18 protein-coding genes are annotated in these 26,472 nt (G+C 65.1%); 11 read left to right on the top strand and 7 right to left on the bottom strand.

Annotation, left to right across the window (positions count from 1 at the left end):
* Positions 1-126: 126 nt before the first annotated feature.
* The 5 genes from grpE to hrcA form a co-directional block, all read right to left on the bottom strand.
* Positions 127-684, bottom strand: coding sequence for a nucleotide exchange factor GrpE (gene grpE / locus PATSB16_RS00640; RefSeq protein WP_047215958.1), 558 nt, complete (start codon positions 682-684; stop codon positions 127-129).
* Between the two features lie 425 nt (positions 685-1,109).
* Complete coding sequence (locus PATSB16_RS00630) at positions 1,110-1,514, bottom strand: RNA-binding S4 domain-containing protein (protein ID WP_047216821.1); 405 nt, start codon at positions 1,512-1,514, stop codon at positions 1,110-1,112.
* A gap of 2 nt (positions 1,515-1,516) precedes the next feature.
* A complete protein-coding gene (hemH, locus tag PATSB16_RS00625; protein ID WP_047215957.1) occupies positions 1,517-2,620 on the bottom strand; it encodes a ferrochelatase in 1,104 nt (367 codons plus the stop codon).
* A 77-nt stretch (positions 2,621-2,697) separates the two neighbouring features.
* A complete protein-coding gene (locus PATSB16_RS00620) occupies positions 2,698-4,659 on the bottom strand; it encodes a DUF6600 domain-containing protein (protein WP_047215956.1) in 1,962 nt (653 codons plus the stop codon).
* Between the two features lie 126 nt (positions 4,660-4,785).
* Positions 4,786-5,811, bottom strand: coding sequence for a heat-inducible transcriptional repressor HrcA (gene hrcA / locus PATSB16_RS00615; RefSeq protein ID WP_047215954.1), 1,026 nt, complete (start codon positions 5,809-5,811; stop codon positions 4,786-4,788).
* A gap of 129 nt (positions 5,812-5,940) precedes the next feature.
* Here hrcA and PATSB16_RS00610 point away from each other — a divergent pair, with 129 nt between their 5' ends.
* Together PATSB16_RS00610 and recN are read left to right on the top strand one after the other, a co-directional pair.
* The gene (locus PATSB16_RS00610; protein ID WP_047215953.1) at positions 5,941-6,843 is read left to right on the top strand and encodes an NAD kinase; all 903 of its coding nucleotides are present in this window, start codon (positions 5,941-5,943) and stop codon (positions 6,841-6,843) included.
* An 88-nt stretch (positions 6,844-6,931) separates the two neighbouring features.
* Positions 6,932-8,587, top strand: coding sequence for a DNA repair protein RecN (gene recN, locus PATSB16_RS00605; protein ID WP_047215952.1), 1,656 nt, complete (start codon positions 6,932-6,934; stop codon positions 8,585-8,587).
* Positions 8,588-8,642: 55 nt separating this feature from the next.
* On the opposite strand, the gene glnE is transcribed toward recN, so the two are convergent.
* Positions 8,643-11,456, bottom strand: coding sequence for a bifunctional [glutamate--ammonia ligase]-adenylyl-L-tyrosine phosphorylase/[glutamate--ammonia-ligase] adenylyltransferase (gene glnE / locus PATSB16_RS00600; protein WP_047215951.1), 2,814 nt, complete (start codon positions 11,454-11,456; stop codon positions 8,643-8,645).
* A 170-nt stretch (positions 11,457-11,626) separates the two neighbouring features.
* On the opposite strand from glnE, the gene PATSB16_RS00595 reads away from it, so the two are divergent.
* The 4 genes from PATSB16_RS00595 (at position 11,627) to aroG (ending at position 19,437) form a co-directional block, all read left to right on the top strand.
* Complete coding sequence (locus PATSB16_RS00595) at positions 11,627-15,697, top strand: YhdP family protein (RefSeq protein ID WP_169834603.1); 4,071 nt, start codon at positions 11,627-11,629, stop codon at positions 15,695-15,697.
* Positions 15,698-15,711: 14 nt separating this feature from the next.
* Positions 15,712-16,533: a carbon-nitrogen hydrolase family protein gene (locus tag PATSB16_RS00590; RefSeq protein ID WP_047215949.1), complete on the top strand. Its 822-nt coding sequence runs from the start codon at positions 15,712-15,714 to the stop codon at positions 16,531-16,533.
* A 78-nt stretch (positions 16,534-16,611) separates the two neighbouring features.
* Complete coding sequence (tldD, locus tag PATSB16_RS00585) at positions 16,612-18,072, top strand: metalloprotease TldD (RefSeq protein ID WP_047215948.1); 1,461 nt, start codon at positions 16,612-16,614, stop codon at positions 18,070-18,072.
* A gap of 291 nt (positions 18,073-18,363) precedes the next feature.
* Positions 18,364-19,437 carry a 3-deoxy-7-phosphoheptulonate synthase AroG gene (gene aroG, locus PATSB16_RS00580; RefSeq protein ID WP_047215947.1) on the top strand — a complete coding sequence of 358 codons (1,074 nt, stop codon included), beginning with the start codon at positions 18,364-18,366 and terminating at the stop codon, positions 19,435-19,437.
* A gap of 21 nt (positions 19,438-19,458) precedes the next feature.
* Here the strand turns inward: aroG and PATSB16_RS00575 are convergent, their stop codons facing one another.
* Positions 19,459-20,013 (bottom strand): cob(I)yrinic acid a,c-diamide adenosyltransferase, encoded by a 555-nt coding sequence (locus PATSB16_RS00575; protein WP_047216820.1) that lies wholly within the window; start codon positions 20,011-20,013, stop codon positions 19,459-19,461.
* Between the two features lie 265 nt (positions 20,014-20,278).
* Here PATSB16_RS00575 and PATSB16_RS00570 point away from each other — a divergent pair, with 265 nt between their 5' ends.
* From PATSB16_RS00570 to glcF, 5 genes are all read left to right on the top strand, one after another.
* Positions 20,279-21,706: an FAD-binding oxidoreductase gene (locus tag PATSB16_RS00570; protein WP_047215946.1), complete on the top strand. Its 1,428-nt coding sequence runs from the start codon at positions 20,279-20,281 to the stop codon at positions 21,704-21,706.
* A gap of 68 nt (positions 21,707-21,774) precedes the next feature.
* On the top strand, positions 21,775-23,280 hold the full coding sequence (locus PATSB16_RS00565) for an FAD-linked oxidase C-terminal domain-containing protein (protein WP_047215945.1): 1,506 nt from the start codon (positions 21,775-21,777) through the stop codon (positions 23,278-23,280).
* A 2-nt stretch (positions 23,281-23,282) separates the two neighbouring features.
* Positions 23,283-24,149, top strand: coding sequence for an ion transporter (locus PATSB16_RS00560; protein ID WP_047215944.1), 867 nt, complete (start codon positions 23,283-23,285; stop codon positions 24,147-24,149).
* Positions 24,146-25,219, top strand: coding sequence for a glycolate oxidase subunit GlcE (glcE, locus tag PATSB16_RS00555; protein WP_047215943.1), 1,074 nt, complete (start codon positions 24,146-24,148; stop codon positions 25,217-25,219). The genes PATSB16_RS00560 and glcE overlap by 4 nt, the downstream gene beginning before the upstream one ends.
* A gap of 28 nt (positions 25,220-25,247) precedes the next feature.
* Complete coding sequence (gene glcF / locus PATSB16_RS00550) at positions 25,248-26,471, top strand: glycolate oxidase subunit GlcF (RefSeq protein ID WP_047215942.1); 1,224 nt, start codon at positions 25,248-25,250, stop codon at positions 26,469-26,471.
* Position 26,472: the final 1 nt, after the last annotated feature.

Raw genomic sequence — 26,472 nt, 5'->3', positions numbered from 1 at the left:
AGCCTATGTTCGTTGGGGCATGCCCCGTCAATGCCAATCTGTCGCAAATATGCGTGCCGCGCTGCGTTTTTCAAGGGTTTTCGTGCATATATGCACGACCCGGGACAGCCGCGCATCCGCGCGTTTTCACTTGCCCTGCGCCACCGTCACCAGCGCCGGGCGCAACACGCGATCAGCGATCAGATAGCCTTTTTGGAGCACCGCCACCACCGTATTCGGCTCCTGCTGGTCGGCCGGCACCATGGAGATCGCCTGGTGTTGGTGGGGGTCGAATTTCGCGCCGACCGGGTCGATCACTTTGACGCGGCTCTTTTCGAATGCCGCCAGCAACTGGCGCAACGTCAGCTCGACACCCTCGCGCACCTTGGCGACGTCGCTCGAGTTGTCCGCCAAGGCGGCTTCCAGGCTGTCGGCGACCGGCAGGAGATGCTCGGCGAAGCTTTCCACCGCAAACTTGTGCGCCTTGGCAACATCCTCGTGCGCGCGACGCCGCACGTTCTCGCTTTCCGCCTTGGTACGCAACAGCTGATCGTAGTACTCGTCGGCTTTGGCCTGCACGATTGCCAACTGCTCTTCCAGGGTCGTTGCCGGCGCAGCCGACGCGGTTTCGGGCGACGCAGCGGGCTGCTGCGCGGCAGCCTCCGGCGTCACCTGTTCTTCCGAGGTCTTGTGCTGATCTTTCATAAGTCGGTCAAATAACAGAAAAGGGCTCCAATGCGTTGAAATAACGCACTTTCCCGGGCAAAAAGCCCGTCAATGCTGCATGCATAATGGGGGTGTCCAGCGCTATTTCAAGGGGTCGTCGCGCCGTATGCCGGGCGGGCAACATCCGGTTACACGCCTTACGAATACGCTATTGTACCGGTCCGATGGCGCGCATAAGATCAAAACCAAATCCTGGCGCCCGCAGTGGGCGAGCCTGTTAGGTAAAGGAGTTCATCATGAAAGTGCCGCTAGCCGTCTTTTTTGTGCTCGCGCTGGTCACCGCCGGAACCGCCACTATTTGCCTGTCTGGCGCCGTCACCACCCGCACGACGGAATATGGGACCGTCAACGCCGTCTTTCACGATTGGCTGGGTCGGCCGGTACGCCGCGCACCGGTTCGGCATTCATTCGTCGTGTTCGACAAGACGCACCATACGGCGTCGATCCCGCTTCGTCGGTCGGCCCTGGATCACGGCCGCTGGCTCTCGGTATAAGCTCCGCCGTTCGCTTTCCTCGGCCCGCCTCAAGCGGCTTTCTTCCGATTCCTCATAGAGGGCTTGCGCCACGGGAGCGGCACCGCGAACTTCTGCGATGGCACGCACCGTCACCTGCCATTGGGTGCTGCCGTTATCGATTCGGAGTATGTCGCCGGGCCGCACGTCGCGCGCGGGCTTGCAGCGCTGGCCATTGTGCAGCACACGCCCTTTGTCGACCGCCTGGGTGGCGAGGCTGCGGGTCTTGAAAAAGCGTGCTGCCCACAGCCATTTGTCGATGCGTGTCGCGGCTGACGGGTCGCTATCGATCTTGATGCTCAATCGCGCGCTCCATGCGCCTCGGCCCGCGCGCGGCTGCGTTCGAGCGCGGCCGCATCCGGTTGCCGAATCGGCCAACCCTGTAAATGCAATGCGGCGATTTCACCGATTGCGGTGATCCAGGCCGGCGCGGTATTCAGGCAGGGGATGAAGTTGAACGTCTTTCCGCCGGCGGCCAGGAATTGCCGACGCCCCTCGATATTGATTTCTTCAAGCGTCTCGAGGCAATCCGAAGTGAACCCCGGACAGAACACGTCCACGCGCCCCACCCCGGTCTTGCCCAGTTCAACCAGCGTCGGCGCCGTGTATGGCTGCAGCCACTCCGCCTTGCCGAAACGCGACTGAAAAGTGGTCTGGCAAACGGTATCGTCCAGGCCAAGCGCGGCGCTCAGCAGACGCCCGGTTTTCAGGCATTCGCAATGGTAGGGATCGCCCAGATCGAGCGTGCGGCGCGGCACGCCATGAAAACTCAGCAACAAGCGCTCGCCGGCCGAGAAATCGGGACGCCCATGCTGAACCCAATAACCCTCGACCTGTTGGCGCAGCGCCTCGATATAGGCTGGGTGATCATGATAATGCTTGACCGTGCGCAGCGCCGGCTGGTTGCGCAGACGCCCGGCTGCACGAAAGGCGGCATCGAAAGCCGTTGCCGTGGTACTGCTCGAGTATTGCGGATAAAGCGGCAGCAGCAGGATTTGCTCGGCGCCGGCGTGGCGCAGTTGCCGGATTTTTTCCGCAATGCCCGGATTGCCGTAGCGCATCGCATAATCGACGATTACATCGTAATCGTTGGCCTGCAGCAGTTTTTGCACCGCAGCGGCCTGTTGCTCGGTATTGACCTTGAGCGGCGAGCCGTTATGCGCCCAGATCGACGCATATTTGTGTGCCGACTGGCGGCCGCGCAGCGGCAAAATCACCAACCTCAACAATGGCTGCCAAAGCGCCGCGGGAATTTCCACCACACGCGGGTCGGACAGAAATTCCTTCAGATAGCGCCTGACAGCCCCCGGCCGGGGCGCATCGGGCGTGCCCAAATTGATAAGCAGCACTGCGGTCTTGCCGGGCTGGCCATGATGATGTACGGGTTCTTGGTCGAAATGCATGAGCCTCACTTTACCGCAAATTGCAATTTATACGCACCGGGGATACCGGCGGCCCGCACGACAGGCCGCCGGCGTGCTCAGTTGCCGTGTCTTTCGTCATGCTTGTCATCGCGTTGCCGTTGCGGCCCGCCATGCCCTTGCGCGGGGCGCACGGCGTCCCGGTGCGGCGCCGGCGCGGGACGCGGTTGCTGAACGTGAGGCTGCGGAGCGCGCAGTTGCTGGTCATGTGGCTGCGGCCGCGGAGCACGCGGCGCCAAGGCGGGCCGCTGCGGCCCACTGCGCTCGGTCTGCGACGGTCGATGCTGCGGCCGTGGGGGCTGCGCCGGCGAGGGATACGGCGCATGCTGTGCCGGAGCGGTCGTGCGCGGCGCGAACGCGGGCGCCCCCGTGCCGCGCTGCGGCTCGGGCCGCACCCGACCCTGAGCCGTCCCCCGAGACCCCTGCCCGGCCGGCGAGCGGGTATCCGGCGCGGGCCTGCGAGTGGCGTCGATGGGCCGCGGCTGCGGCACGCTGCTCAGTACCTTGACGCCTTCACGCACCTGCCGAGGCCGTCCGGCAGTGGCGGAATTCAGGACCATCTGGCGACCTTCGGCCTGCGGCTTGACCGCTGCCCCGCTGCGCGAGACGAATGCCGGATGCGGAGCCGGCGGCGTGCGCAACGCCAGCACTTGACGCGCCACTACGTCGTGCGGCGGTGCGTGCCGCGCCTGGCGCGCGTCGCCCATGACGCTGCGCGCCACCGGCGTGACTTCCGGGCTGGTGCCGACCCGCACGCGCGCCGCCGACCCGGGCGCCATCGCGACCGCGCTCGAGACGACCGGCCGGCCTTGCACGAAGGCTGCCGCCGGCACCGTGGTTATCGCGTTATGCACGTGCTCATTGACATAGACCGTGCGGGACACATTGTTAGTGATGTAGGTATTGCGGTTGATCGTTTTGTTGACGATCACCGTACGGTTCACGCGCTCGATGTAGGTGTTGCTGACTCGATAGGACGGGCGGTAGGCGTCGGCCGGGCCCAACGGGAACCAGCCGATCCCGGCCACGCCGGTGGCCAGCGTCACGCTCCAGTGGTCGTCGTGGTCGCCGCCGACCCAGGCGACCAGGGCCGGTGCATAAACCGGATGTACGCGCACCGAGCCCGGTACCCAGCACCAGCGCGCATGCACATAGGCCCAACGGCCGTAATGGAACGGGGCAAATCCCCAGGGTTCGTCGTCCACCCAGGTCCAGCCCCAGGGGGCGATCCAGACCCAGTGGCCGTCGTGGTACGGCGCCCAGCCCGGCGACGTGACGGTCGGCACCCAAACCGCGCCGTATTCCGGATCGGTCTGCCAGACACCGTATGCGTCGAGTGACTCATAGCCGACCATGTCACGCGACACATAGCGGGCCGACGGCGAGTTATCCACCAGCCGATCGCGCCCGGCGGCCCATTGGTCGAAATCGTCATAGCCGGGCGCAGCCCCCCCGGCCAGCAGTTGCAGATTGGTGCCGGCAAAGCGAAACCGTTGCCGCGCCCCGCCAATCGAAATGGCCGCATGGTCGCCATAGACCGAGCCCTCGCCGCGCCACACGGTAACCTCGGTGGTGCCGTCGGGCTCGACATCGAGTCGGTATTCCCCCGCCCTGCGCGGCACGAAGGCAAGATTCGGCGTGTCGACTTCAACCGGCTGATTGGGATCGTATTCGAGCAGACGCACGTTGACTGCGCCCTGCGTTACTTTCAGTTGCACATTTCGATCGCCGACGTCGAGCAGACTGAGGTTGGTCTGGCCGTCCAGGCGCACGAGCGTCGAATCGATCTGCAATTCGGCGCGCGCCCCACGATCCGCCCAGATGTCGTCGCCAGTGGTCAGCGGACGATTGGGATTGGCGTCGATCCATTGGTCGGCACCGGCCGGCGCCACGCTTACCGGGCCACTGACGACGTTCAGGCGAGCGATGCTCGCCGGTGGATCCCCCTGGGCTTGCGCCGCCCACGACAGGCAGCTCAGCAAACACGTGAGCACCGCCGAAACAGCTAACCGCATCTTCATGAGAGTCTCCAAACCGTGCCGCACCGGGCACGACGGGTTGATCACCCTCAAGTTAACGCACGGCCCGGCAAGAGGCTTGCCGCACTTTGTAACCAAGCGTTACCGGTGGAGCCGGCCTCGGCTGGCTCAGTGTTGGCTCAGCGCATTCGACAGCAGCTTGGCGGTGATATCGACGATCGGAATGACCCGCTCGTATGCCATGCGGGTCGGCCCGATCACGCCCAGCGTACCGACCACCTTGCCGTCGACCTCATACGGGGCTGTCACCACGCTCATCTGTTCGATTGGAACCAGATGCGATTCACCGCCGATGAAGATCTGCACCCCTTGCGCGCGGCTCGACACATCGAGCAATTGCAGCAGACCGGTCTTTTGCTCGAACACATCGAACAACTGGCGCAGCCGGTCCATATTGGACGACAGGTCTTCGACGCCCAGCAGATTCCGTTCGCCGGAGATCAGTACATTTTCAGCGCCCTCGGCCATCACGTCGGTGCTTGCCTCCATCGCGGTTTGCATCAGGGTGGTCATGTCGCCGCGCAACGCTTCGAGCTCGGTGCGCAGGCGGCGTCGCACCTCGTCGAAGCTCAGCCCGCCGAAATGCGTATTGATGTAATTGCCGGCCTCCACCAGTTGGGCGGGCGAGTAGTCGCTGGCGGTCAGGATGATGCGGTTTTGCACGTCGCCGTCTGGGGTAACGATGATCAGCAGGATCCGCTTCTCGGAAAGCCGCAGGAACTCGATATGCTTGAACACCTGGCTACGGCGGGGCGTGAGAATCACACCGGCGAACTGCGACAGATTCGACAGCACCTGTGCCGCGCTCGCCACCAGTTGCTGGGGGGAGGCCGGCTGCAGGCGATTCTGTACCTGCGAGACGACTTGCTGCACCGCCGCCTCGAGCGGATGCACCGCCAGCATCGTATCGACGAACAGGCGGTAGGCGCGTGGCGTCGGGACACGCCCGGCCGACGTATGGGGGCTCGAGACAAAGCCGAGCTCCTCCAGATCCGACATCACGTTGCGGATGGTGGCCGGACTCAGCTCGAGCCCGGAATAACGCGACAATGTCCGCGAGCCGACCGGTTGGCCATCGATGATGTACCGCTCGATCAGGGTTTTGAGGAGAGTTTGTGCACGTTGGTCTAGCATAGGTAAAAATTGTAGCGCGAATCCCGCCCGGCCGGTGCGCTTTCACCCCGGCGCAGGCCCTGCGGCGCGAGCCGCGCGGCGCAGCCGGGCGCGGTAGCTCCCGCCACGGACTTATGGTGTAATGGCGGCATGAAAAACGGGAGCCCTTTCAAAACGGTCGCGCTGATCGGCAAATACAATGCCGACAACATCGCCGGCCCTTTGCTGGCATTGGCGAGCTGCATCAGCCAACGCGGCTTTCGGGTGGTATTCGAGCAGGACACCGCGCGCACGCTCGGCGCCGATGCCGCTCCCTACGCGGCGCTGGCCCCGGAGCAGATCGGTCAGCAGGCCGACGTCGCCGTGGTGCTCGGCGGCGATGGCACGATGCTCGGCATCGGCCGGCAATTGGCCGCCTTCGACATCCCCTTGATCGGTGTCAACCACGGTCGGGTCGGCTTCATGACCGATATCCCGCTGGGCGACATGCTGCAGGTCGTGCCCGCCATTCTCGAGGGGGCCTTCGAACGGGAGCGCCGAACGCTGCTCGACGCCCGCATCGAGCGCGCCGGCGCAACGATCTACCGGGCTCTCGCCTTCAACGACGTGGTGGTCAACCGCAGCGGCTTCTCCGGCATGGTCGAATTGCGTGTGGACGTCGACGGGCGTCTGATGTACAAGCAACGCTCGGACGGCCTGATCGTCGCCACCCCCACCGGCTCCACCGCCTATGCGCTGTCGGCTTCCGGGCCGATTCTTCACCCGGCGCTGGCCGGCATCGTGCTGGTGCCGATCGCTCCCCACGCGCTGTCGAATCGACCCATCGTGCTGCCCGATCAGTGCGAGATCGTCATCAGTATCGTCGCGGGCCACGAAGTCAGCGCCAACTTCGATATGCAATCGTTCAATGCGCTGCACCTGCAGGACCGCATCGCGGTCAAGCGCTCGGAGCACTCGGTCACCTTCCTGCACCCGGCGGGCTACAACTACTACGCGACATTGCGGCGCAAGTTGCATTGGAACGAGCATATTTCCGAAGACGATACCGCCTGAGAGGGCCGTGCGCCACACTCCCGGTGCCATGCTATGGCCATGGTTTTCCGGCTACACTCCGGGCTAATCTCCTCGGCGTCAAACCACCATGCTACGCAGCCTTTCGATTCGCGATTTTGTGATAGTGGCCCATCTGGAGCTGGAGTTCTCGGCGGGCTTTACTGTCTTTTCCGGCGAAACCGGCGCCGGCAAGTCCATTCTGATCGACGCCCTGGCGCTGGCCTTGGGTGAGCGAGGCGACGCCAGTGTCGTGCGCGCCGGCCAGACGCGCGCCGACATTACGGCTGAATTCACCGCCCACCCGACGCTCACCGACTGGCTCGACCAGCATGCGCTGCCGCACGATGAGACCGGTGGCGTGCTGCTGCGCCGGGTGATCGACGCATCCGGACGCTCGCGTGCGTTCATCAACGGGACTCCCGCCACACTGGCGCAGTTGCGCGAGGCCGGTGACATGCTGGTCGACATCCATGGCCAGCACGCGCACCAGCAATTGCTGCGCCCCGACGCTCAGCGGCGGCTGCTGGACAACCACGCGGACCTGACCGAGCTGGCGAGCCAGGTCGCCAGCGCCCATCGGCAATGGAAGCAGTTGGTTCAGCGCTGCCAGGAAGCACAAGGCCGCGAGCGCGAATTGCAGCGCGAACGCGAACGGCTGGAATGGCAGGTCAATGAACTCGACAAGCTTGCGCCACAAGCCGGCGAGTGGGAGGAGATCAATGGCGAACACCGCCGCCTGACGCACGCGGCCAGCCTGATCGAGGGTGCACGCGGCGCGCTGCACGTACTGAGCGAGGCCGACGACGGCGCGCTGGTGCCGGCGCTGGGCTCGATCATCCAACAACTGCGCCATCTGGCCGAGGTCGATCCCGAGTTGCGCGACACGCTGGCGGCGCTGGAGCCGGCAGAAATCCAGCTGCGCGAAGCGGTGCATTCGCTCAATCACTATGCACAGAAAATCGAGCTGGATCCGCAACGGCTGGCCAGCGTCGAACAGCGCCTGGATGCGCTGCACGGCGCGGCTCGCAAATATCGCATAGCCCCCGAACAATTGCCGGCCGAACTCGAGTCGCGCCGCCAGGAACTGACCGAGTTGACCGCGGCGCAGGATTTAGCCGGGCTGGAGGCCGCCGCCGCCGCCGCGCACGAGCAATACGCCACGCTGGCCAGGCAACTCTCCGAGGGTCGCACCCGCGCCGCCGCCAAGCTCGGCAAGGAGGTGTCGGCCGCGATGCAGGAGTTGTCGATGCCGGGCGGACGCTTCGAAATCGCGCTCGCGCCGGTCGCCGAGGGGCAGGCCTACGGCATGGAGAGCATCGAATTTCTCGTTGCCGGGCACCCCGGCGTGCCGCTGCGCCCGCTCGCCAAGGTCGCCTCGGGCGGCGAGCTGGCCCGCATCAGCCTGGCCCTGTCGGTCATCGCCAGCAGCGCCAGCCTGACGCCCACATTGATTTTCGACGAAGTCGACTCCGGTATCGGCGGCGCGGTCGCCGAAGTCGTCGGCCGCCTGTTGCGGCAACTCGGCCAGGGTCGCCAGGTACTGTGCGTTACCCATCTGCCGCAAGTCGCCGCGCTCGGTCACCAGCATCTGCGGGTAGCCAAGCGCAGCGAGGGCGCCGCCACGCTCAGCGAAATCGTCGCGCTGGGCCGTCAGGAACGAGTCGAGGAGATCGCTCGCATGCTCGGCGGTGTCGAGATCACCGCCACCACCCGCAAGCACGCGCGTGAGATGCTGGCGCTCTAGGGCAGCGGCCTGACCAGCCCCCGACCAGCGTCGCTGCGCCCGAACAGAAACAGCCTCAACGTCGGCCGAATACCGCCGTCCACAAAGCCGTGACGGCCTCGCGCTCCTGCGTCACCTGGTCCGGATCGACCCGCGCGGTTTCCATCCCGTCGAGCCGCAACTTGTGCTGCATGGCGCGGTAGGTCCGGTATGCGGTGCCGACCCGTTCGGCCTGCTCGACATCGATCAGCCCCAGGCGGCCGGCCTCGCGCAGCAGCGCGATATTGCCGGCGTTGCGCAGGAACTCGGCGTGCGCCGCGGCGTGGCGCAACACCAGATACTGGACCGTGAACTCGATGTCGACCATGCCGCCCACGTCATGCTTCAGATCGAACAGCGCGGTCGGATTCGGATGCCCGTCGAGGACCTTCTGGCGCATGGCAATGATCTCGTCGGCAAGCGGGCCGGCCTCGCGAGGCACGCGCAACACGTCGGCACGAATCTGCTCGAACGCAGCGCCGATGTCGGCATCCCCGGCACAGAAGCGAGCGCGGCTCAGCGCCTGATGCTCCCATACCCAGGCGGTATTGGCCGCCCCCTGGCGGAACTGATACTGGCGAAAGCTCTCCAGACTGGTCACCAGCAAGCCGGACAAACCGTTGGGCCGCAAGCGCAAATCGACGTCGTACATCATGCCGGCGGCGGTATGCGTGGTCAGCCACGTCACGAAACGGCGCGCCAATAGCGCGTAGGCATCCGGCGCGCGGTCGTCATCGTCCTGGTAAAGAAAAATCAAATCGAGGTCGGACGAATACCCCAGCTCCTTGCCACCCAGCTTGCCGTAGGCGACCACCGCAAAGCGCGGCACCTCCCGATGGCGTGATGCCAGATGGCCCCAAATCGTCTCCAGCGTGACCTCGACCAGGGCATCGGCCAGCTCGGACAAGCGATCGCTGATCGCCTCGACCGTCAGCGCGCCTTGCAGATCCAGCAAAAGGATGCGAAAGGTCTCGGCATGGTGGGCGCGACGCAGCACATCCATTTGCATTTCGATGGCTGCCTCGGCGCCGTGCTGCGCCAGACGGCGGCGCAACTCGGTTTTGAAGGCTGGCCAATCGAACGGCGCGGCCAGGGTATCGTCGTCGAGCAGTTCGTCGAGCAATTGCGGATGGCGCGTCAAGTAGCCGGCCGCCCAACGCGAGGCGGCCAGAACGTGCAGCACGCGTGCCAAAGCCCGCGGGTATTCGGTCAATAGCGCCAGATAAGAGCCGCGGCGGCTGATGGCGGCCAGCAGATCGAGCATGCGCGCGAGCACGACATCGGGTGCGGATGCCTCGCGCGCTCCCTCGATCGTGCGTTGCACCAGCAAGTCGAAGCGTTGCCGGCTGGCCTCCGGCAACGCCTTGTACCGCGTCGAAGTCCAGCTCGCCTGCAGGCGCTCGAGGCTGGCCGCCGGATCGGCGAAGCCAAGCGTGCGCAACATCTCGGTCAGCGCCTGATCCTGCCCTTCATCGGCCAGCATGGCGCCCCACAACTCGGGCGGACAGTCGGCTTCGTGTGAGCCGCGCGTGCCGTGGCCGTTGCTCTTGTCGGCAAACACCTGGTCAAACTGCTCGGCGACGAACTCCCGATGCTCGTCGAGCGCCATCAGCAGCGCCGCCGCACTATCGAAGCCCATGGCGCGTGCCAGCGCCGCCAGGTCGTCCTGGCGGGTTGGCAGCACATGGGTCTGGGCGTCGTCGAGATACTGAATCCGGTGCTCCAGGCGGCGCAGGAATTCGTAACTTTGCTTGAGCCGTTCGACCACGTTCTGCGCCAGCCAGCCGCGCCGGGCGGCGACGTCGAGCACGGCCAGCGTCGGGCGGATGCGCAGCTCGGGTTCCTGTCCGCCGCGAATCAGCTGAAAAACCTGCGCGGTAAATTCGATCTCCCGAATCCCGCCGCGCCCGAGTTTGACGTCGTTGATGCGCTCGGGCTTGGCGTGGGCGCGCCGCTCGGCTTCCCGGCGGATTTGCGCATGCAACGCGCGAATCGCACTGATCACACCGTAATCGAGATAACGCCGGAATACGAACGGCTGCACCCTTTGCGCCAATTGATGCGCCATGCGCTGGCCCGCGGCGTCGGTCGTATCCGACACCAGCCGCCCCTTGATCCACGCGTAGCGCTCCCATTCGCGGCCCTGGACGTAGAAATACTCCTCGAGCATCGGCAGACTGCACACCAGCGGCCCCGAATCGCCGTTCGGACGCAGCCGCATATCGACCCGGAACACATAGCCGTCCGCCGTCAGCTCGGCCAGCGCACCGATCAGCTTGCGGCCAAGCTTGGTGAAGAACTCGTGATTCGATAGCAGGCGACAGTGGCCGCTGCCCTGCAAATCCGCGGTCTCGCCGTCGTCCTCGTACAAAAAGATCAGATCGACGTCGGACGATACATTCAGCTCACCCCCGCCCAATTTGCCCATTCCGACCACTGCCAACGCCTGCGGCTCTCCCTCCGGCGTCATCGGCGTGCCATGCACGGCCTGCAAGTCGCGGGTGAGCACCGCCAACGCGGTGCGGATCGAAAATTCGGCCAGCGATGTGATGGTTTGCGTGACCTCGGACAGGGACGCGGCGCCGGCAAGATCGCGCGCCATGATCACGCACATCACGTCGTTGCGCAAAACGCGCAGCGCGCGCTGCAACGCCGCTTCGTCGGGTGCGGCCTGGTTCGCCGGCACGCCAACCAACTCGGCGAATCGCGCCGCCATCCAGGCCAGGTCGATCGGGTGGGCCACAAGCGCAGGCAATTCGGCGGCCAACGCCGGGCGGCTCGCCAGAACGCGGGCGGCGTAGCGGGAATACTGCGAAATCTCGAGTGAACTCACGGCCTTGTCTGCAGTCATTGGGATATTGTGGATACCTTGATGGGCTGTGTTACAGTCATTCGCACGCAAGCTACCACATTCCCCAACCGACGCGCAGTATGACTGACCGCCAGCCGCCCGACTCCCCCAAAGCGCCTCGGCCCATATTTTTTCCTGGTTTGCGCCACGCTCTCGAGTTCTTCGCCGGCGTGGTCATCTTGGTCTATTTTCTGGCAGCCGTAGCCATCCTCGGGATGCGCTATTGGGTGCTGCCGCGCGTCAACGACTATCGGCCACAAATCGAAGCGATCGTCTCGCGTGCGGTGGGTGTGCCCGTCTCCATTGAGAAGATTAGTGCAAATTGGGGCGGCCTGTACGCCCACTTTCACTTGCAGGGCGTCAGCCTGCGCGCGCCCGGCGCAAAGACCCCGGGCCTGAGCCTGGCCCGGGTCGACGGCACGCTGTCGTGGTCCAGCCTGCTGCATCTGAATGTGCGCCTGGCGGATCTGACGCTCGATAGCCCCGACATACTGATCGAGCGCCGTGCCGACGGCAAGCTCTACGCCGCCGGCCTACCGTTCAATACACGGCCGGGCGGCAACAACCCCGTGCTCGACTGGCTGCTGAATCAGGACGCCGTCATCGTGCGCAACGGCACGCTGCGCTGGCAGGACGACACTCGCGCACAGCCTCCGTTGGCGCTGAATCAAGTGCGCATCGCGCTACTCAACAACGGCCACCAGCACCAATTTGGCATGCAGGCCGATCCACAGGGCATTTTGTCCGCCCCGGTCGACCTGCGCGCTGAATTCCGGCATCCGCTGTTCGTGCGCGCCGACGAAATCAGTCGCTGGCGCGGCAACGCCTATGCGCAGATCGGCACCGTCGATCTGGCCGCGTTGGCACGCTATGTCAAGGTGCCAGACCCGGCCATGAGCGGCCTGGCCGCAGGCCGCATCTGGGTAAGCTTTGACGCCGGCCGCCTGACCAACGGCACGGTGCAGCTCGCCGCTCGCCGGGTGCGCACACAGCTGGGCGCACAGCTCGCTCCGCTGGCGCTCGACGACGCAAGCCTGACCCTCGCTGTGCAATCGCTGGAGAACGGCGCGGCCTGGCAGGCGCAGCAGGTGAAAATCGTCATGCCCGACCAGCAGGCGCTTGACGTCCCGACGCTCGACGGCCGCTATCTGCCAGCGAACACGGCGCATGGCGAACAAATTGCGCTGAGCGGCAAGCAACTCGACCTGGGCGAACTCGCCCAACTGGCGCCTGCGCTACCGCTGCCGGCCGATCTGCGCAAACCGCTCGATACCTGGGCGCCTCGCGGCACGCTGCACGATTTCGAGATATCGCTGCAGCGGCCCGCGCCGGGGGCAGGCAACGGCTGGCGGCAATTGCCGGGGCTCAAGCGCCTGCCGAACTCCCGCACCCGCTATCGCTTTCGCGCCACGTTCGACCACGCCAGCCTCAACAGCGTCGCTGCGGCACCGCCAGCCGGATCGCATGGCGAACCCCGCATCGGCATTCCCGGTTTCACGAATTTATCGGGCAGCATCAATGCCAATCAGGACCGCGGCAACATCACGCTCGATGCGAAAAACACCGAATTCTCATTCCCAGGTCTGTTCGATCCGCCTCAAATCGGCTTCGACCAGGTAGGCGGCAAAGCACAGTGGACCGTCGCCCAGAGCCCGCCCCAGAGCCACCAACCTCCGCAAATCAAGCTCGACATTGCTTCGCTCGATCTGCAAAACAGTCAGATCGCGGCCCATCTGGCCGGTACCTATATGAGCGGCGGGCCGGCCCATGGCACGCTCGACGTACGAGGCAGCATCCAGCGCGCTCAAATCGCGAGCCTGTCGAATTACCTGCCCACGACCATGAACGCGGACGCGCGCAACTATCTGAAGCACGCGCTGCTGGGCGGCACGGCGCACGACGCCACGTTCCGCGTCACGGGGCCGCTCGATGCGTTCCCCTACGCGCAGAACAACGGTCAATTTCACATGGAAGTGCCGCTCACCGACGCGCGCCTGGACCCCGCCCCCCGGACGGCAGGACACACCGATAGCTGGCCGGCGTTCGAAAAAATCCAGGGCAAGCTCATTTTCGACAACAACCGCATGCAGTTGGCGATCGATTCGGCGCGCGTCTATGACGTCACGTTCGGTCCGGTGAAGGGCTCGATCGAGGATCTGACGCACGATCAGGCGACGCTCGATATCAACGGGCAGGTCGCCGGCCCGACGCGCGACTTCGTGCGCTACCTGAACAACAGTCCGGTCGGACATTGGATCGGCGATTTCACCACGGATGCCCAGGCCACCGGCAACGGCCTGCTCAATTTGAAAATCAGGTTGCCCATCAATCACACGAGCAACGCCAAAGTCACCGGCAGTTACCGGTTCCTGCGCAACGACGTGACGCTCGCGCGCGGCTGGCCGACGTTGAGCGGCGTCGACGGGCAGCTCAATTTCACCGAGCATGGACTGGGCGCCAGCCAGTTGCGGGGGCGCTTTCTGGGCAATGCCATACGGGCCGACGGCAGCACCGACGCGCAGGGTGCGCTGCAGTTGCGCGTGACCGGCGCCGTCAGCGCCGACGCGCTGCGTGCGCAGGCCAGCAACCCGACGCTGGCCAAACTCGCCGGTTTGATGCACGGCACGACACCGTTTTCGGCCGAGTTGAACACCACGCACGGCGCGGCGGAGATCGTCGCGCAGTCGGATTTGCGCGGACTGGCGTTGCAACTTCCCGCACCGCTTGGCAAATCCGCCGACAGCGCGATGCCCGCTCGCATCGCGTTGCGGCCGCTCGACGAAAAGACTGGCGCGAACGGCGCGCAACCGCAGGCGCTCGATTTGACCGTGGGCCCGGTGCAAGCCAATTTCGTGCAGCAAACCGGCAGCGACGGCGCCGTCACCGTGCTGCGCGGCGGTATCGGCGTCAATGCTGCGCCGCCACACCCCAGCAAGGGCGTGGCGGCCAGCATCGATCTCGACCAGCTCGACGCAGACGCGTGGCGCGCACTGCGCCTGCAGTCCGTCGCCCTCGCTCCTTCCAGCGGCAACCCCGACCCCAGCTCTGGGTCCGGCTCGTCCGCGGCGACAATGACGCCCTATGCGCCAACCGAAGTCACGCTGCACGCCAAGCAAGTCACCCTGCTCTCGCGCCCCTGGCCGGATGTGGCGCTCACTGCCCAGCGCGACGGCAGCGACTGGCAGACGAACATCGCCTCGCCTCAACTCGCCGGCAACCTGCACTGGGATGCGCCCAGCCCACGCGTGCCCTACGGGGAAGTCCATGGCCGCCTGAGCAAGCTGCTCATCCCCAAGGCAGAGGACGGCGCAACGCTGGGGCAGATCCTCGACGAGCCGGCCGACGAGTTCCCTGCGATCGATCTGGTGGCCGATGAATTTGCGCTACAGGACAAGTCGCTGGGCCGTCTCGAACTGGTCGCCCGCAACACGGTCGACAATGGCGTGCCGGTCTGGCAACTGAGTAAATTGAACATCACCAACCCGGCCGCCAATCTGGCGATCACCGGTAATTGGCGCACCGCGAAACGACATGAAGCGGCTGCCGCGGACGCCAAAACGCCGCGCCGGACCGCGCTGGCGTTCAAGCTCGACATCAAGAACGCCGGCAAGCTGCTGGATCGGGTCGGCCTGCCCAAGACTCTGCGGGAGGGCAGCGGCACCCTCAGCGGCCAGCTCGACTGGCGCGGCGGGCCGGCCCAGATCGACTATCCGACGCTCAACGGACGGGTCGCGCTCGACCTTGCCGGCGGCCAGATCCTGAAGGCTGATCCGGGTTTGACGAAATTGCTGGGCATCTTCAGTGTGCAAACCCTGGCGAAAATCCTCACGCTGGATTTCGACAGCGTGCTCAGCTCCGGCCTGCCATTCGACCGGATTCTCGCCAACGGCGCGGTGCACAACGGCATCGCCAGCACGCAGGATTTCACCATCACCAGCACCTCGGCCACCATCAAAATGTCGGGCACCACCAATCTCGACAAGGAAACGCAGAATTTGCAGGTCACCGTGTTGCCCCACATCAATGCCGGCTCTGCTTCGCTAGCTTATGCGCTGGTCAACCCGGCCTTGGGCCTGGGTAGTTTCCTGGCGCAATTGGCGCTCGGCGGGCAGTTGTCGCAATCGCTGGCCTCTCACTACACTGTCACCGGCTCATGGCGCGACCCGGTGATCCGGCAAGGCGGCCCCAATCAGGGTAAGATGGAAAATCTCTCCCCCAGTACTCAATTCACCACGCCTTGATAGCGAGTCGCCTCATGCCTGCCCATTCAAGTGCCGCCATTGCCGCCATTCAAATGACCAGCTGCGCCGACGTGCAGCGCAATCTGGCAACAGCCGGCCGGCTGATCGCCGAGGCGGCCGAGCAAGGTGCGCAATTGGTGCTGTTGCCGGAGTACTTCTGCTTCATGGGGCAACGCGACGCCGACAAGCTCGCGCTGCGCGAAACACCAGGCGAAGGCCCGATCCAGGCGTTTCTGGCCGATACCGCCAGGCGGCACCGCATCTGGCTGATCGGCGGTACGCTCCCGCTGGCTGCGCCGGAGGCCTCGCGCGTACTCAACACGACGCTGGTTTTCGATCCGCAGGGGCAACCCATTTGCCGCTACGACAAGATCCATCTGTTCAGCTTCGTCAAGGATCAGGAAGCGTACGACGAAGCGCGCACGATCCGCCCCGGCGAGCAGGTCGCCGCGTTCGAGGCGCCGTTCGGCCGTGTCGGCCTGTCGGTCTGCTACGACCTGCGCTTTCCCGAGCTTTACCGGGCGCTGGGCGAATGCGCGCTGATCGTGGTGCCGGCGGCATTCACCTACACGACGGGTCGGGCGCACTGGGAGACGTTGCTGCGCGCGCGTGCCATCGAGAACCAATGCTACGTGCTGGCGGCCGCGCAAGGCGGGCGGCATGAAAACGGCCGCCGCACCTGGGGTCACAGCATGCTGATCGACCCGTGGGGCGACGTGCTCGCGCAGCGCGAGCAAGAAAACGAAGGCGTCGTCAGCGGTACAATCGACGCAACACGGCTAACCGAAGTGCGGCAGAGCCTGCCGGCGTTGAAACATCGCGTGCTGGCAACCTGACGGGGATTCCCGCCTTGAATTCCGCGGATTTCCCCTCAAGTCATTTTTTAGCGCCCCAATTTCCATTCAAGAGCCCGCATGAAAATCATCGATACCGGCATTCATAATCTGGCGATCGCCAAGGATTTGCTGCTCACTCCGTACGCGCTCGACGAGAGCCATCTCGATCGGACGCTGGCGGACATTTTCCGGCATCGGGTCGACTACGCCGACCTCTACTTTCAGTACACGCGCAGCGAGGCGTGGAGTCTGGAAGAGGGCATCGTCAAATCCGGCTCCTTCAGCATCGATCAGGGAGTCGGCGTGCGTGCCCTGGTGGGCGATCGCACCGCCTTCGCCTACTCCGACGACATCAGCGCGCGCGCCCTCACCGAAGCGGCCGCGGCAACCCGCTCGATCGCCGTGGCCGGTTCCGGACGCGTCAAGGTCGGGCAGCGGCAGGCCGCCGCCCGGGGGCGCGACCTCTACCTGCCCAACGACCCCCTTACCTCGCTCGACGCCAACGCCAAGATCGCCTTGCTCGAACGCATCGAAAAGCTCGCCCGCGCGCGTGATCCGCGGGTGACCCAGGTCATGGCGGGCCTGGCCGGCGAATATGACGTGGTCATGGTGGCCCGCAGCGACGGCGTGGTCGCCGCCGACGTGCGGCCGCTGGTGCGGGTTTCGGTAACTGTCATCGTCGAGCAGCACGGTCGTCGCGAAGTTGGCAACAGCGGTGGCGGCGGCCGCTTCGACTACGGGTATTTCTCCGACGAATTGCTGGCGCGGTATGTCGCCGAAGCGGTCGACGGCGCGCTGATCAAACTCGACGCCAAACCGGCACCGGCAGGCACCATGACCGTGGTTCTCGGGCCCGGCTGGCCGGGCGTGATGCTGCATGAGGCGATCGGCCACGGCCTGGAGGGCGATTTCAACCGCAAGGGTTCCTCCGCGTTCTCCGGGCGGCTCGGCGAGCGCGTGGCAGCCAAAGGCGTCACGGTCGTCGACGACGGCACGCTGAGCCAGCGCCGCGGCTCGCTCAACATCGACGACGAAGGCAATCCGACCCAGTGCACCACGCTGATCGAGGACGGAGTGCTGCGCGGCTACATGCAGGACAGCATGAACGCGCGCCTGATGAAGATGCCTGTCACCGGCAACGGCCGGCGCGAATCTTACGCGGCGCTGCCGATGCCGCGCATGACCAATACCTACATGCTGGCCGGCGACAAGGACCCCAACGAAATCATCGCCTCTGTCAAGCACGGCTTGTACGCAGTCAATTTTGGCGGCGGGCAGGTCGACATCACCAATGGCAAATTCGTCTTCTCGGCATCCGAGGCCTACATGATCGAGAACGGCAAGGTGACCTATCCGGTCAAGGGCGCCACTTTGGTCGGCAATGGTCCTGAAGCGCTCAAATATGTCACGATGATCGGCAACGACATGGCGCTCGACTCCGGCGTGGGCGTGTGCGGCAAAGACGGTCAAAGCGTGCCGGTAGGCGTCGGCCAACCGACGCTGCGGATCGAAAACATGACCGTGGGCGGCACCGCCTGAGCCTTTGCCGGCGCGCGGCGGCAAGCGCGAATACCCGCTTGCCGCGCTTTTTTGCTTGCGAAGCCGGGCAATTCGCGCTATAAACACCGATATCCGAATTCCCGCCCTTTGGGCAACATCCCGTTTCCATCATGTCCGCCAAGTTTTATTTTTACTTTTTTGCGTATCTCGCACCGCTGGCGGAAGGAGAGGGGCTGTAACGCACCGTAGAATCCCAAAAAACCGCCAGCCGAGTCTGGCGGTTTTTTTTTGCTATGACACTTTTTCAGTTTTTATTCCCAGGAGAACAGCATGGCCCCGCACAACACCGATGACGTCCGCATCAGGGAGCTCAAGGAGCTGACGCCGCCCGCCCACCTGATTCGCGAATTCGCGTGTTCCGAGCGCGCCGCCAATCTGATCTTCTCGACGCGCGCGGCGATCCATCGAATCCTGCACGGCATGGAAGACCGGCTCGTGGTCATCATCGGCCCCTGTTCGATCCACGACCCGGCAGCGGCGCTCGAATATGCCCGCATGCTCGCCGAGGCGCGCCAGCGTTTCGCCGGCGACCTGGAAATCGTGATGCGCGTCTATTTCGAGAAGCCGCGTACCACGGTCGGCTGGAAGGGGCTCATCAACGACCCCCACATGGACAACAGCTTCAAGATCAACGACGGCTTGCGCATGGCGCGCGAGCTGCTGGTCGACATCAACGAACTCGGCCTGCCGGCGGGCACCGAATATCTCGACATGATCAGCCCGCAATACATCGCCGATCTGGTGTCGTGGGGCGCCATCGGCGCACGCACCACCGAGTCGCAGGTGCACCGCGAGCTGGCCTCCGGCCTGTCATGCCCGGTCGGTTTCAAGAACGGCACCGACGGCAACGTCAAAATCGCCGTCGACGCGATCAAGGCCGCTTCGCAGCCGCATCACTTCCTCTCGGTCACCAAGGGGGGACATTCGGCCATCGTCTCGACCAGCGGCAATGAAGACTGTCACCTGATTCTGCGTGGCGGCAAGGCACCGAACTACGACGCCGCCAGCGTGCAGAGCGCTTGCGAAGCGATCTCCAAAGCCGGCCTCGCGGCGCGCGTGATGATAGACGCCTCGCACGCCAACAGCGAAAAGAAGCACGAGAACCAGATTCCGGTGTGCGAGAACGTGGCCGCGCAGATCGCCGCCGGCGAAGAGCGCATCATCGGTGTGATGGTCGAATCACATCTGGTTGCCGGCCGGCAGGATCACGTCCCCGGCAAACCGCTGACCTACGGGCAAAGCGTGACCGACGCCTGCATCGGCTGGGACGACAGCCTGCGCGTGCTCGAGACGCTGGCGCAAGCGGTGCAGCAACGCCGCCTGACGCGCGGCAACGGCAACTGAGCCGCGCGGCGCCGTGCCGCGCTACGCTTGTGCGCGGCCGCGCTGCCACAGCACGTCCGTGCCGCCATCGGCACGGTTCAACACGCGCGCCAGGACGAACAACAGATCGGACAGGCGATTCATATACTGGCGCGGCGCCTCGTTCACGGTATCGTGGCGGCCCAGCGCCACGATCGCCCGCTCGGCCCGCCGGCATACGGTGCGCGCCACATGCGCGTGCGCGGCGGCGCGATTGCCGCCGGGCAGAATGAACTCCTTGAGGCGCGGCAAATCCGCGTTGTAATGCGCCAGCCACTCGTCGAGCTTGAGCACCTGAGCCGGCTGGATCAACGCCTGGCCCGGCAGGCATAGTTCGCCCCCCAGATCGAACAGGTCGTGCTGAATCTCGATCAGCGCGCTGCGCACACCGTCGGGCAGCACCTCGCACAGCAGCACGCCGAGGTACGAATTGAGTTCGTCGACTTCGCCGATGGCGTGAATTCTCAGGCTGTCCTTGTCGACCCGGCTGCCATCGCCCAAGCCGGTCGTGCCATTGTCGCCCGTGCGTGTGGTGATTTTGCTCAAACGGTTGCCCATGCTCAGTGCCCTCTTGTCAAAATAATCGCGTTGTGCGGTGCGCAACGCACACTGCGCGTCGTTGCGCGAATGGCGAGTTTAACCCCTGGGCGATGCCGGAGCGCGCGGCGCTTTGGTATGATCGGCAACGCGCGACGGGCAAAGCCGGCCTCCCAGCGAGATGCAACGGCGTAAAATCGTCGTCAGCAACGCGGCCGGCAGGGATATCCCGAGCCAGTCTCGCGACCATGTATATGGCGGTCGGCGCCCTGAACAGGAGAATCTCGTGAATCATCCCCACCCTGCCCCCGTTGATCTCGCCGCCGCCAAGCGCCCGTTCCCGGATGCGCTGCTGGCTGCCCTCAAGGCGCTGCTCGGCGAGCGGGTCAGCACCGCAGCCGCGGTACGAGAGCATCACGGCCGCGACGAATCCCCGTTCGATCCGATCGCCCCCGACGCCGTCGCCTATGCCCACAGCACCGAGGAAGTGGTGCAGATCGTGCGCCTGTGCGCCCGATACGACGTGCCGATCATTCCCTACGGCGCCGGCTCGTCGCTCGAAGGTCATCTGCTGGCCGTGCAGGGCGGCCTGACGATCGATCTGTCGGAGATGAATCAGATCGTCTCGGTCAACGCCGAAGATTTGACGGTGACCGTGCAGCCGGGCATTTCGCGCAAGACGCTCAACGAGGGACTGCGCGACACGGGACTGTTTTTCCCCATCGATCCGGGCGCCGACGCCAGCATCGGCGGCATGTGCGCGACCCGCGCCTCCGGGACCAACGCGGTTCGCTACGGCACCATGCGGGAGAATGTCCTGGGCCTGACGGTCGTGCTGGCCGACGGCCGCGTCATCAAGACCGGCTCGCGCGCGCGCAAGTCATCGGCCGGCTACGACCTGACCCGGCTGTTCGTCGGCAGCGAGGGAACGCTGGGGATCATCACCGAGGCGACCGTGCGGCTCTACCCGCAGCCGGAAGCGGTGTCCGCCGCCGTGTGCGCCTTTTCGTCGATGGGCGATGCGGTGCAATGCGTGATCGAAACCATTCAGCTGGGTGTGCCCGTCGCGCGCGTCGAATTCGTCGACGGACTGGCTATCCGCGCAATCAACCAGCACTCCAAATTCACGCTGACCGAATCGCCCACCCTGTTCTTCGAATTCCACGGCAGCCCCACCGGCGTGCACGAGCAGGCAGAAACCGTGCAGGCGCTGGCCAGCGAGCATGGCGGGCAAGGCTTCGAGTGGGCCACCCAGCAGGAAGAACGCAGCCGCCTGTGGAGCGCGCGCCACAATGCATACTTCGCCATGCTGCAGCTCAAGCCGGGCTGCCGGGCAGTGACCACCGACGTATGCGTGCCGATTTCCCGACTGACCGAATGCGTGGTCGAGACCGAGCAAGACCTCAAGGCGTCGCCCCTGCCCTGTCCGATCGTCGGCCATGTGGGCGACGGCAATTTCCACGTTGCCATTCTGGTCGATCCGGACAAGCCCGAGGAGTTGCTCGAGGCGGAGCGGCTGAATCAGCGCATCGTCGAGCGCGCCATCGCGATGGGCGGCACGTGCACCGGCGAGCATGGCGTCGGCCTGCATAAAATGGGGTTCCTCGTCTCCGAGCACGGCGAGGACGCGATCGACGTGATGCGCAGCATCAAAGCCGCGCTCGATCCAAGAAACCTGCTCAACCCTGGCAAAATCTTCCGGATGCCGGCGTAATCGATGTCTGGTCCCTCCGCCGCCGGCCGATGCGCCGGACTGACGCCCGAGCTTACCGAATCGATGCCATGAACGCACCCTATGTTCCGCCCGAAGTACCCCAGGATGCGCTGCTCGCCGAGCGTCGGCAGGCGCTGCTGCAAGCGCTGGGGGCGATTCTGCCCGCGGCATGCCTGCTGCACGAGCGCGAAGATACGACGCCTTACGAGTGCGATGGCCTGGCGGCGCACCGGCGCATCCCGTTAGCCGTCGCGCTGCCCGAGACCGAAAGCCAGGTTCAGCGCATCCTGCATGCCTGCCACGAACTGGGCATTGCGGTCGTGCCGCGCGGCGCCGGCACAGGCCTGGCCGGCAGCGCCATGCCGATCGCCGACGGCCTGGTGCTCTCGCTGGCCAAGTTCAAGAAAATCCTCAATGTCGATCCCTACGCCCGCACTGCGACCGTGCAGCCCGGCGTACGCAACATCGCCATTTCCGAAGCGGCGGCCACCTACGGCCTGTATTACGCACCGGACCCCTCCTCGCAGATCGCCTGCACCATCGGCGGCAATGTGGCCGAGAATTCCGGCGGCGTGCACTGCCTCAAATATGGCCTGACCGTCCACAATATACTGCGCGTGCGCGCTGTCACCATGACCGGTGAAATCGTCGAATTCGGCTCGCTCGGCCCCGACGTGGCAGGGCTGGATCTGCTCGGCGTATTCATCGGCAGCGAAGGCATGTTCGCGGTGGTCACCGAGGTCACGGTCAAGCTGATCCCGAAACCCCAGGCCGCGCAGGTCATCATGGCCAGTTTCGACGACGTCGAAAAAGGCGGCAATGCGGTCGCCGCAATCATTGCCGCGGGCATTATTCCGGCGGGCCTGGAGATGATGGACAAGCCGGCAACCCGGGCGGTCGAGGAATTCGTCCACGCCGGCTACGATCTGGAGGCGCAGGCTATCCTGCTGTGCGAATCGGACGGCACGCCCGAAGAAGTCGCCGAGGAAATCATGCGTACCAGCCAGGTGCTCAAGGCCAGCGGCGCCACCCGGATTCAGGTTTCGCGAAGCGAGAGCGAGCGCCTCAAATTCTGGTCCGGACGCAAGAATGCCTTTCCCGCCGCCGGCCGCATCTCGCCCGACTACTACTGCATGGACGGCACGATCCCGCGTCGCCACATCGGCACGCTGCTGCGCCGCATCGGCGAGATGGAGCAACGCTACCGGCTGCGCTGCATCAACGTTTTCCACGCCGGCGACGGCAATATGCATCCGCTGATCCTGTTCAACGGCAACGATGCCGACGAGTGGCACCGCGCCGAGGCCTTCGGCGCCGAAATCCTCGAGACCTGCGTGGAACTGGGCGGCACGATCACCGGCGAGCACGGCGTGGGCATCGAGAAGATCAACTCGATGTGCGTGCAGTTTTCCGCGGCCGAGCGCGACGCTTTTTTTGCGGTCAAGCGCGCCTTCGACCCGGTCGGCCTGCTCAACCCCGACAAAGCCATTCCGACGCGCGCGCGCTGCGCCGAATACGGCAAGATGCACGTGCGCGGCGGCTTGCTGCCCCACCCGGATCTGCCGAGATTCTGACGATGCAAGGATGGTCGGATCAACCTACGTACGGCTGGCGCAAGCGCCTCTACACCATCATTTTCGAAGCCGACACGACGGCCGGGCGGCGCTTCGACGAAATTCTCCTGGTGGCGATCTGCGCCAGCGTGCTGGTGGTGGTGCTGGGCAGCGTGCCCGCCATTCAGGCGCGCGCGAGCACCCTGCTGTGGCTGCTCGAGTGGCTATTCACACTCGCTTTCACCGTCGAATACATCGCCCGGCTGGCATGTGTGCGCCACCCGTGGCGTTACGCGCTCTCGCTCTACGGGCTGGTCGATCTCGCGTCGATCCTGCCAACCTATCTGGCGATTCTGGTCCCTGAGCTGTACTACCTGATCGACGTGCGCCTGCTGCGCCTGATGCGCGTGTTCCGAATCCTGCGGCTGAGCGCTTATGTCAGCGAAGCCAGCGTCCTGCGCGAGGCGCTTTACCATGCGCGCCGCAAAATATTCGTATTCCTGATTTTCGTGTGCATCGTAGTGGTGATCATCGGCACGTTGATGACCATCATCGAAGGCCCCGCACATGGCTTCACCAGTATTCCGGTCGGCATCTACTGGGCCATCGTCACGCTCAGCACCACCGGCTACGGCGATCTGGTGCCGCGCACCCCGCTTGGCCAGGCGATCACGGCCTGCGTTATCCTGCTCGGCTATGGCGTGATCGCAATTCCAACCGGCATCATGGGCGCGGAAATTTCCGCGTCGATGCGACGCCGGCCGGTCACTACACGAACCTGCACGCACTGCATGACGGAGGGGCACGACCTCGATGCACGCTTTTGCAAGCACTGCGGCCAGGCCTTGTCGCCTCACCAATTCGACGAACCCGCGATACGCTCACGATGAATACCGTACTCGAACAATTTCGCGCGGCGATTGAAACCGCCACGGCAACACACCAGCCACTGCAATTGCGCGGCGGCGGCACCAAGCAGTGGTACGGCCAGCAGCTCGTCGGCCAGGTGCTCGATACGCGGCCATACCGGGGGGTGATCGCCTATGATCCGGCCGAACTGGTCATCACGGCGCGCTGCGGCACGCCGCTGGCGGAAATCGAAGCGGTACTGGCCGAGAAAAATCAGTTGCTGCCGTTCGAGCCTCCGTATTTCGGTCCGCACGCGACCTTCGGCGGCTGCGTCGCCGCCGGGCTGTCCGGCCCCCGTCGGCAGGCCGCCGGCGCGGTTCGGGATTTCGTGCTGGGCGCCGCGCTGATGGACGGCAAGGGGCAGGTGCTGCACTTCGGCGGACAGGTCATGAAAAATGTCGCGGGGTATGATGTGGCTCGCCTGCTGGCCGGCTCGCTGGGCATCCTCGGGCTGATTCTCGACGTTTCGATCAAGGTCATGCCGCAGCCGTTTGCCGAATTGACGCTGCGCTTCGAAATGAATGCCGTGGACGCCGTGCGCAAGCTCAATGAATGGGGCGGCCAGCCATTGCCCATTAGCGCCAGCGCATGGTACGACGACATGCTCGCGGTTCGCCTGTCAGGCGCCTCGGCAGCCATCAAGGCCGCGCGCGTCAAGCTCGGCGGCGAGCTGGTCGATGCCATTCACGCCGCCAAATTCTGGCAGGGCGTGCGCGAGCACACCGACCCGTTTTTCGCCGACGCGGGCCCCGAGCGCGCCCTGTGGCGACTCTCGCTGCCGCCGATCACCGAGCCCCATCGCCTGCCCGGCAAACAGTTGATCGAGTGGGGCGGCGCCCAGCGCTGGTGGATCACCGACGCCGACGCGCAGAGCGTGCGCAGCGCCGCCCGTCAGGCCGGCGGGCACGCGACGCTGTTCCGCTACGGCGAGGCCAGCGCGGGCGTGTTCACGCCGCTGGCGGTGCCGCTGATGCGAATTCACCGCAATCTGAAGGCGGCCTTCGACCCGGCCGGCATTTTCAACCCGGGCCGGATGTACCCGGAACTTTGAGTTCGGCCGACCTGGAGGAACCCGCGCCATGCAAACCCATCTCGCTGATTTCATTCGTGGCACCCCGGCCGGCGACGAGGCGGACGCGATCCTGCGCAAATGCGTGCACTGCGGATTCTGCACCGCCACTTGCCCGACCTACCAGCTGCTGGGCGACGAGCTCGACGGCCCGCGCGGACGCATCTATCTGATCAAGCAAATGCTCGAGGGCAGCGACGTCAGCACCCGCACCGTCGGCCATCTGGACCGCTGCCTGACCTGCCGCAGCTGCGAGACGACCTGCCCGTCGGGCGTCGAGTACGGGCATCTGGTCGACATCGGCCGACAGGTCGCCGAGCAGCGGGCATCGCGGCCGCTCGTGCAGCGCGCGCAGCGAAAGTTTCTGTCGACCTTTCTGCCCAATCCGCATTTGTTCGGACCGGCGCTGCGCCTGGGGCAGTTCCTGCGCCCGATGTTGCCGCGCCGGCTGCGCCGCAAAATTCCGTTGTCCGGCAGCAGCGGCCAGTGGCCCCGGCAGACGCATCAGCGCAAGATGCTGATGCTGGCCGGCTGCGTGCAGCCCGCGATGCTGCCCAACATCAATAGCGCCACCGCGCGTGTGTTCGACGCTGTCGATATCCAGTTGATCATGGCGCCCGAGGCGGGCTGTTGCGGTGCGATCAGGCATCACCTGAGCGACACCGCCGGCGCACTGGACGATATGCGGCGCAACATCGATGCGTGGTGGCCTCACCTCGAGCAGGGCGTCGAATCGATCGTGATCAATGCCTCCGGTTGTGGTGCGATGGTCAAGGAGTATGGACACCTGTTGCGGCACGACTCGCGCTATGCCGCCCGGGCCGAGCGCGTCGCCGCGGCCGCGCGCGACCCCAGCGAGATCCTGCCGGCGCATGCGGCCACGCTCAAGCAACGCACGCACCGCCCCGGCAACCAGGTGCTCGCCTATCACCCCCCCTGTACGCTGCAGCACGCCCAGCAACTGCGCGGCGAGGTCGAGCGCTTGCTGCTCGAACTGGGCGTCAATCTCAAGCCGGTTCAGGACAGTCATCTGTGTTGCGGGTCGGCCGGCACCTACTCGTTGCTGCAGCCGGAACTCGCCACGCGTTTGCGCGACAACAAGCTGGCCCAATGCGAGGCGCAGCGCCCCGCGACGATCCTGTCGGCCAACGTCGGCTGCATCGCGCACCTGCAAAGCGGCACGCGCACGCCGGTCAGACATTGGATCGAATTGGTCGACAGCCTGCTGGTATGAC

The organism is Pandoraea thiooxydans (genome assembly GCF_001931675.1).
GTDB lineage: Bacteria > Pseudomonadota > Gammaproteobacteria > Burkholderiales > Burkholderiaceae > Pandoraea > Pandoraea thiooxydans.
This window is presented reverse-complemented; position numbering and strand designations above follow the sequence as displayed.

Excerpts from the sequence above, each read along its gene's own strand:
- PATSB16_RS00560 (WP_047215944.1), top strand. The coding sequence starts at position 23,283 with ATGCAAGGATGGTCGGATCAACCTACGTACGGCTGGCGCAAGCGCCTC.
- grpE (WP_047215958.1), bottom strand. The coding sequence starts at position 684 with ATGAAAGATCAGCACAAGACCTCGGAAGAACAGGTGACGCCGGAGGCT.
- recN (WP_047215952.1), top strand. The coding sequence starts at position 6,932 with ATGCTACGCAGCCTTTCGATTCGCGATTTTGTGATAGTGGCCCATCTG.
- glnE (WP_047215951.1), bottom strand. The coding sequence starts at position 11,456 with ATGACTGCAGACAAGGCCGTGAGTTCACTCGAGATTTCGCAGTATTCC.
- PATSB16_RS00590 (WP_047215949.1), top strand. The coding sequence starts at position 15,712 with ATGCCTGCCCATTCAAGTGCCGCCATTGCCGCCATTCAAATGACCAGC.
- glcF (WP_047215942.1), top strand. The coding sequence starts at position 25,248 with ATGCAAACCCATCTCGCTGATTTCATTCGTGGCACCCCGGCCGGCGAC.
- glcE (WP_047215943.1), top strand. The coding sequence starts at position 24,146 with ATGAATACCGTACTCGAACAATTTCGCGCGGCGATTGAAACCGCCACG.
- aroG (WP_047215947.1), top strand. The coding sequence starts at position 18,364 with ATGGCCCCGCACAACACCGATGACGTCCGCATCAGGGAGCTCAAGGAG.
- PATSB16_RS00620 (WP_047215956.1), bottom strand. The coding sequence starts at position 4,659 with ATGAAGATGCGGTTAGCTGTTTCGGCGGTGCTCACGTGTTTGCTGAGC.
- hrcA (WP_047215954.1), bottom strand. The coding sequence starts at position 5,811 with ATGCTAGACCAACGTGCACAAACTCTCCTCAAAACCCTGATCGAGCGG.
- PATSB16_RS00565 (WP_047215945.1), top strand. The coding sequence starts at position 21,775 with ATGAACGCACCCTATGTTCCGCCCGAAGTACCCCAGGATGCGCTGCTC.
- PATSB16_RS00610 (WP_047215953.1), top strand. The coding sequence starts at position 5,941 with ATGAAAAACGGGAGCCCTTTCAAAACGGTCGCGCTGATCGGCAAATAC.
- hemH (WP_047215957.1), bottom strand. The coding sequence starts at position 2,620 with ATGCATTTCGACCAAGAACCCGTACATCATCATGGCCAGCCCGGCAAG.
- tldD (WP_047215948.1), top strand. The coding sequence starts at position 16,612 with ATGAAAATCATCGATACCGGCATTCATAATCTGGCGATCGCCAAGGAT.
- PATSB16_RS00575 (WP_047216820.1), bottom strand. The coding sequence starts at position 20,013 with ATGGGCAACCGTTTGAGCAAAATCACCACACGCACGGGCGACAATGGC.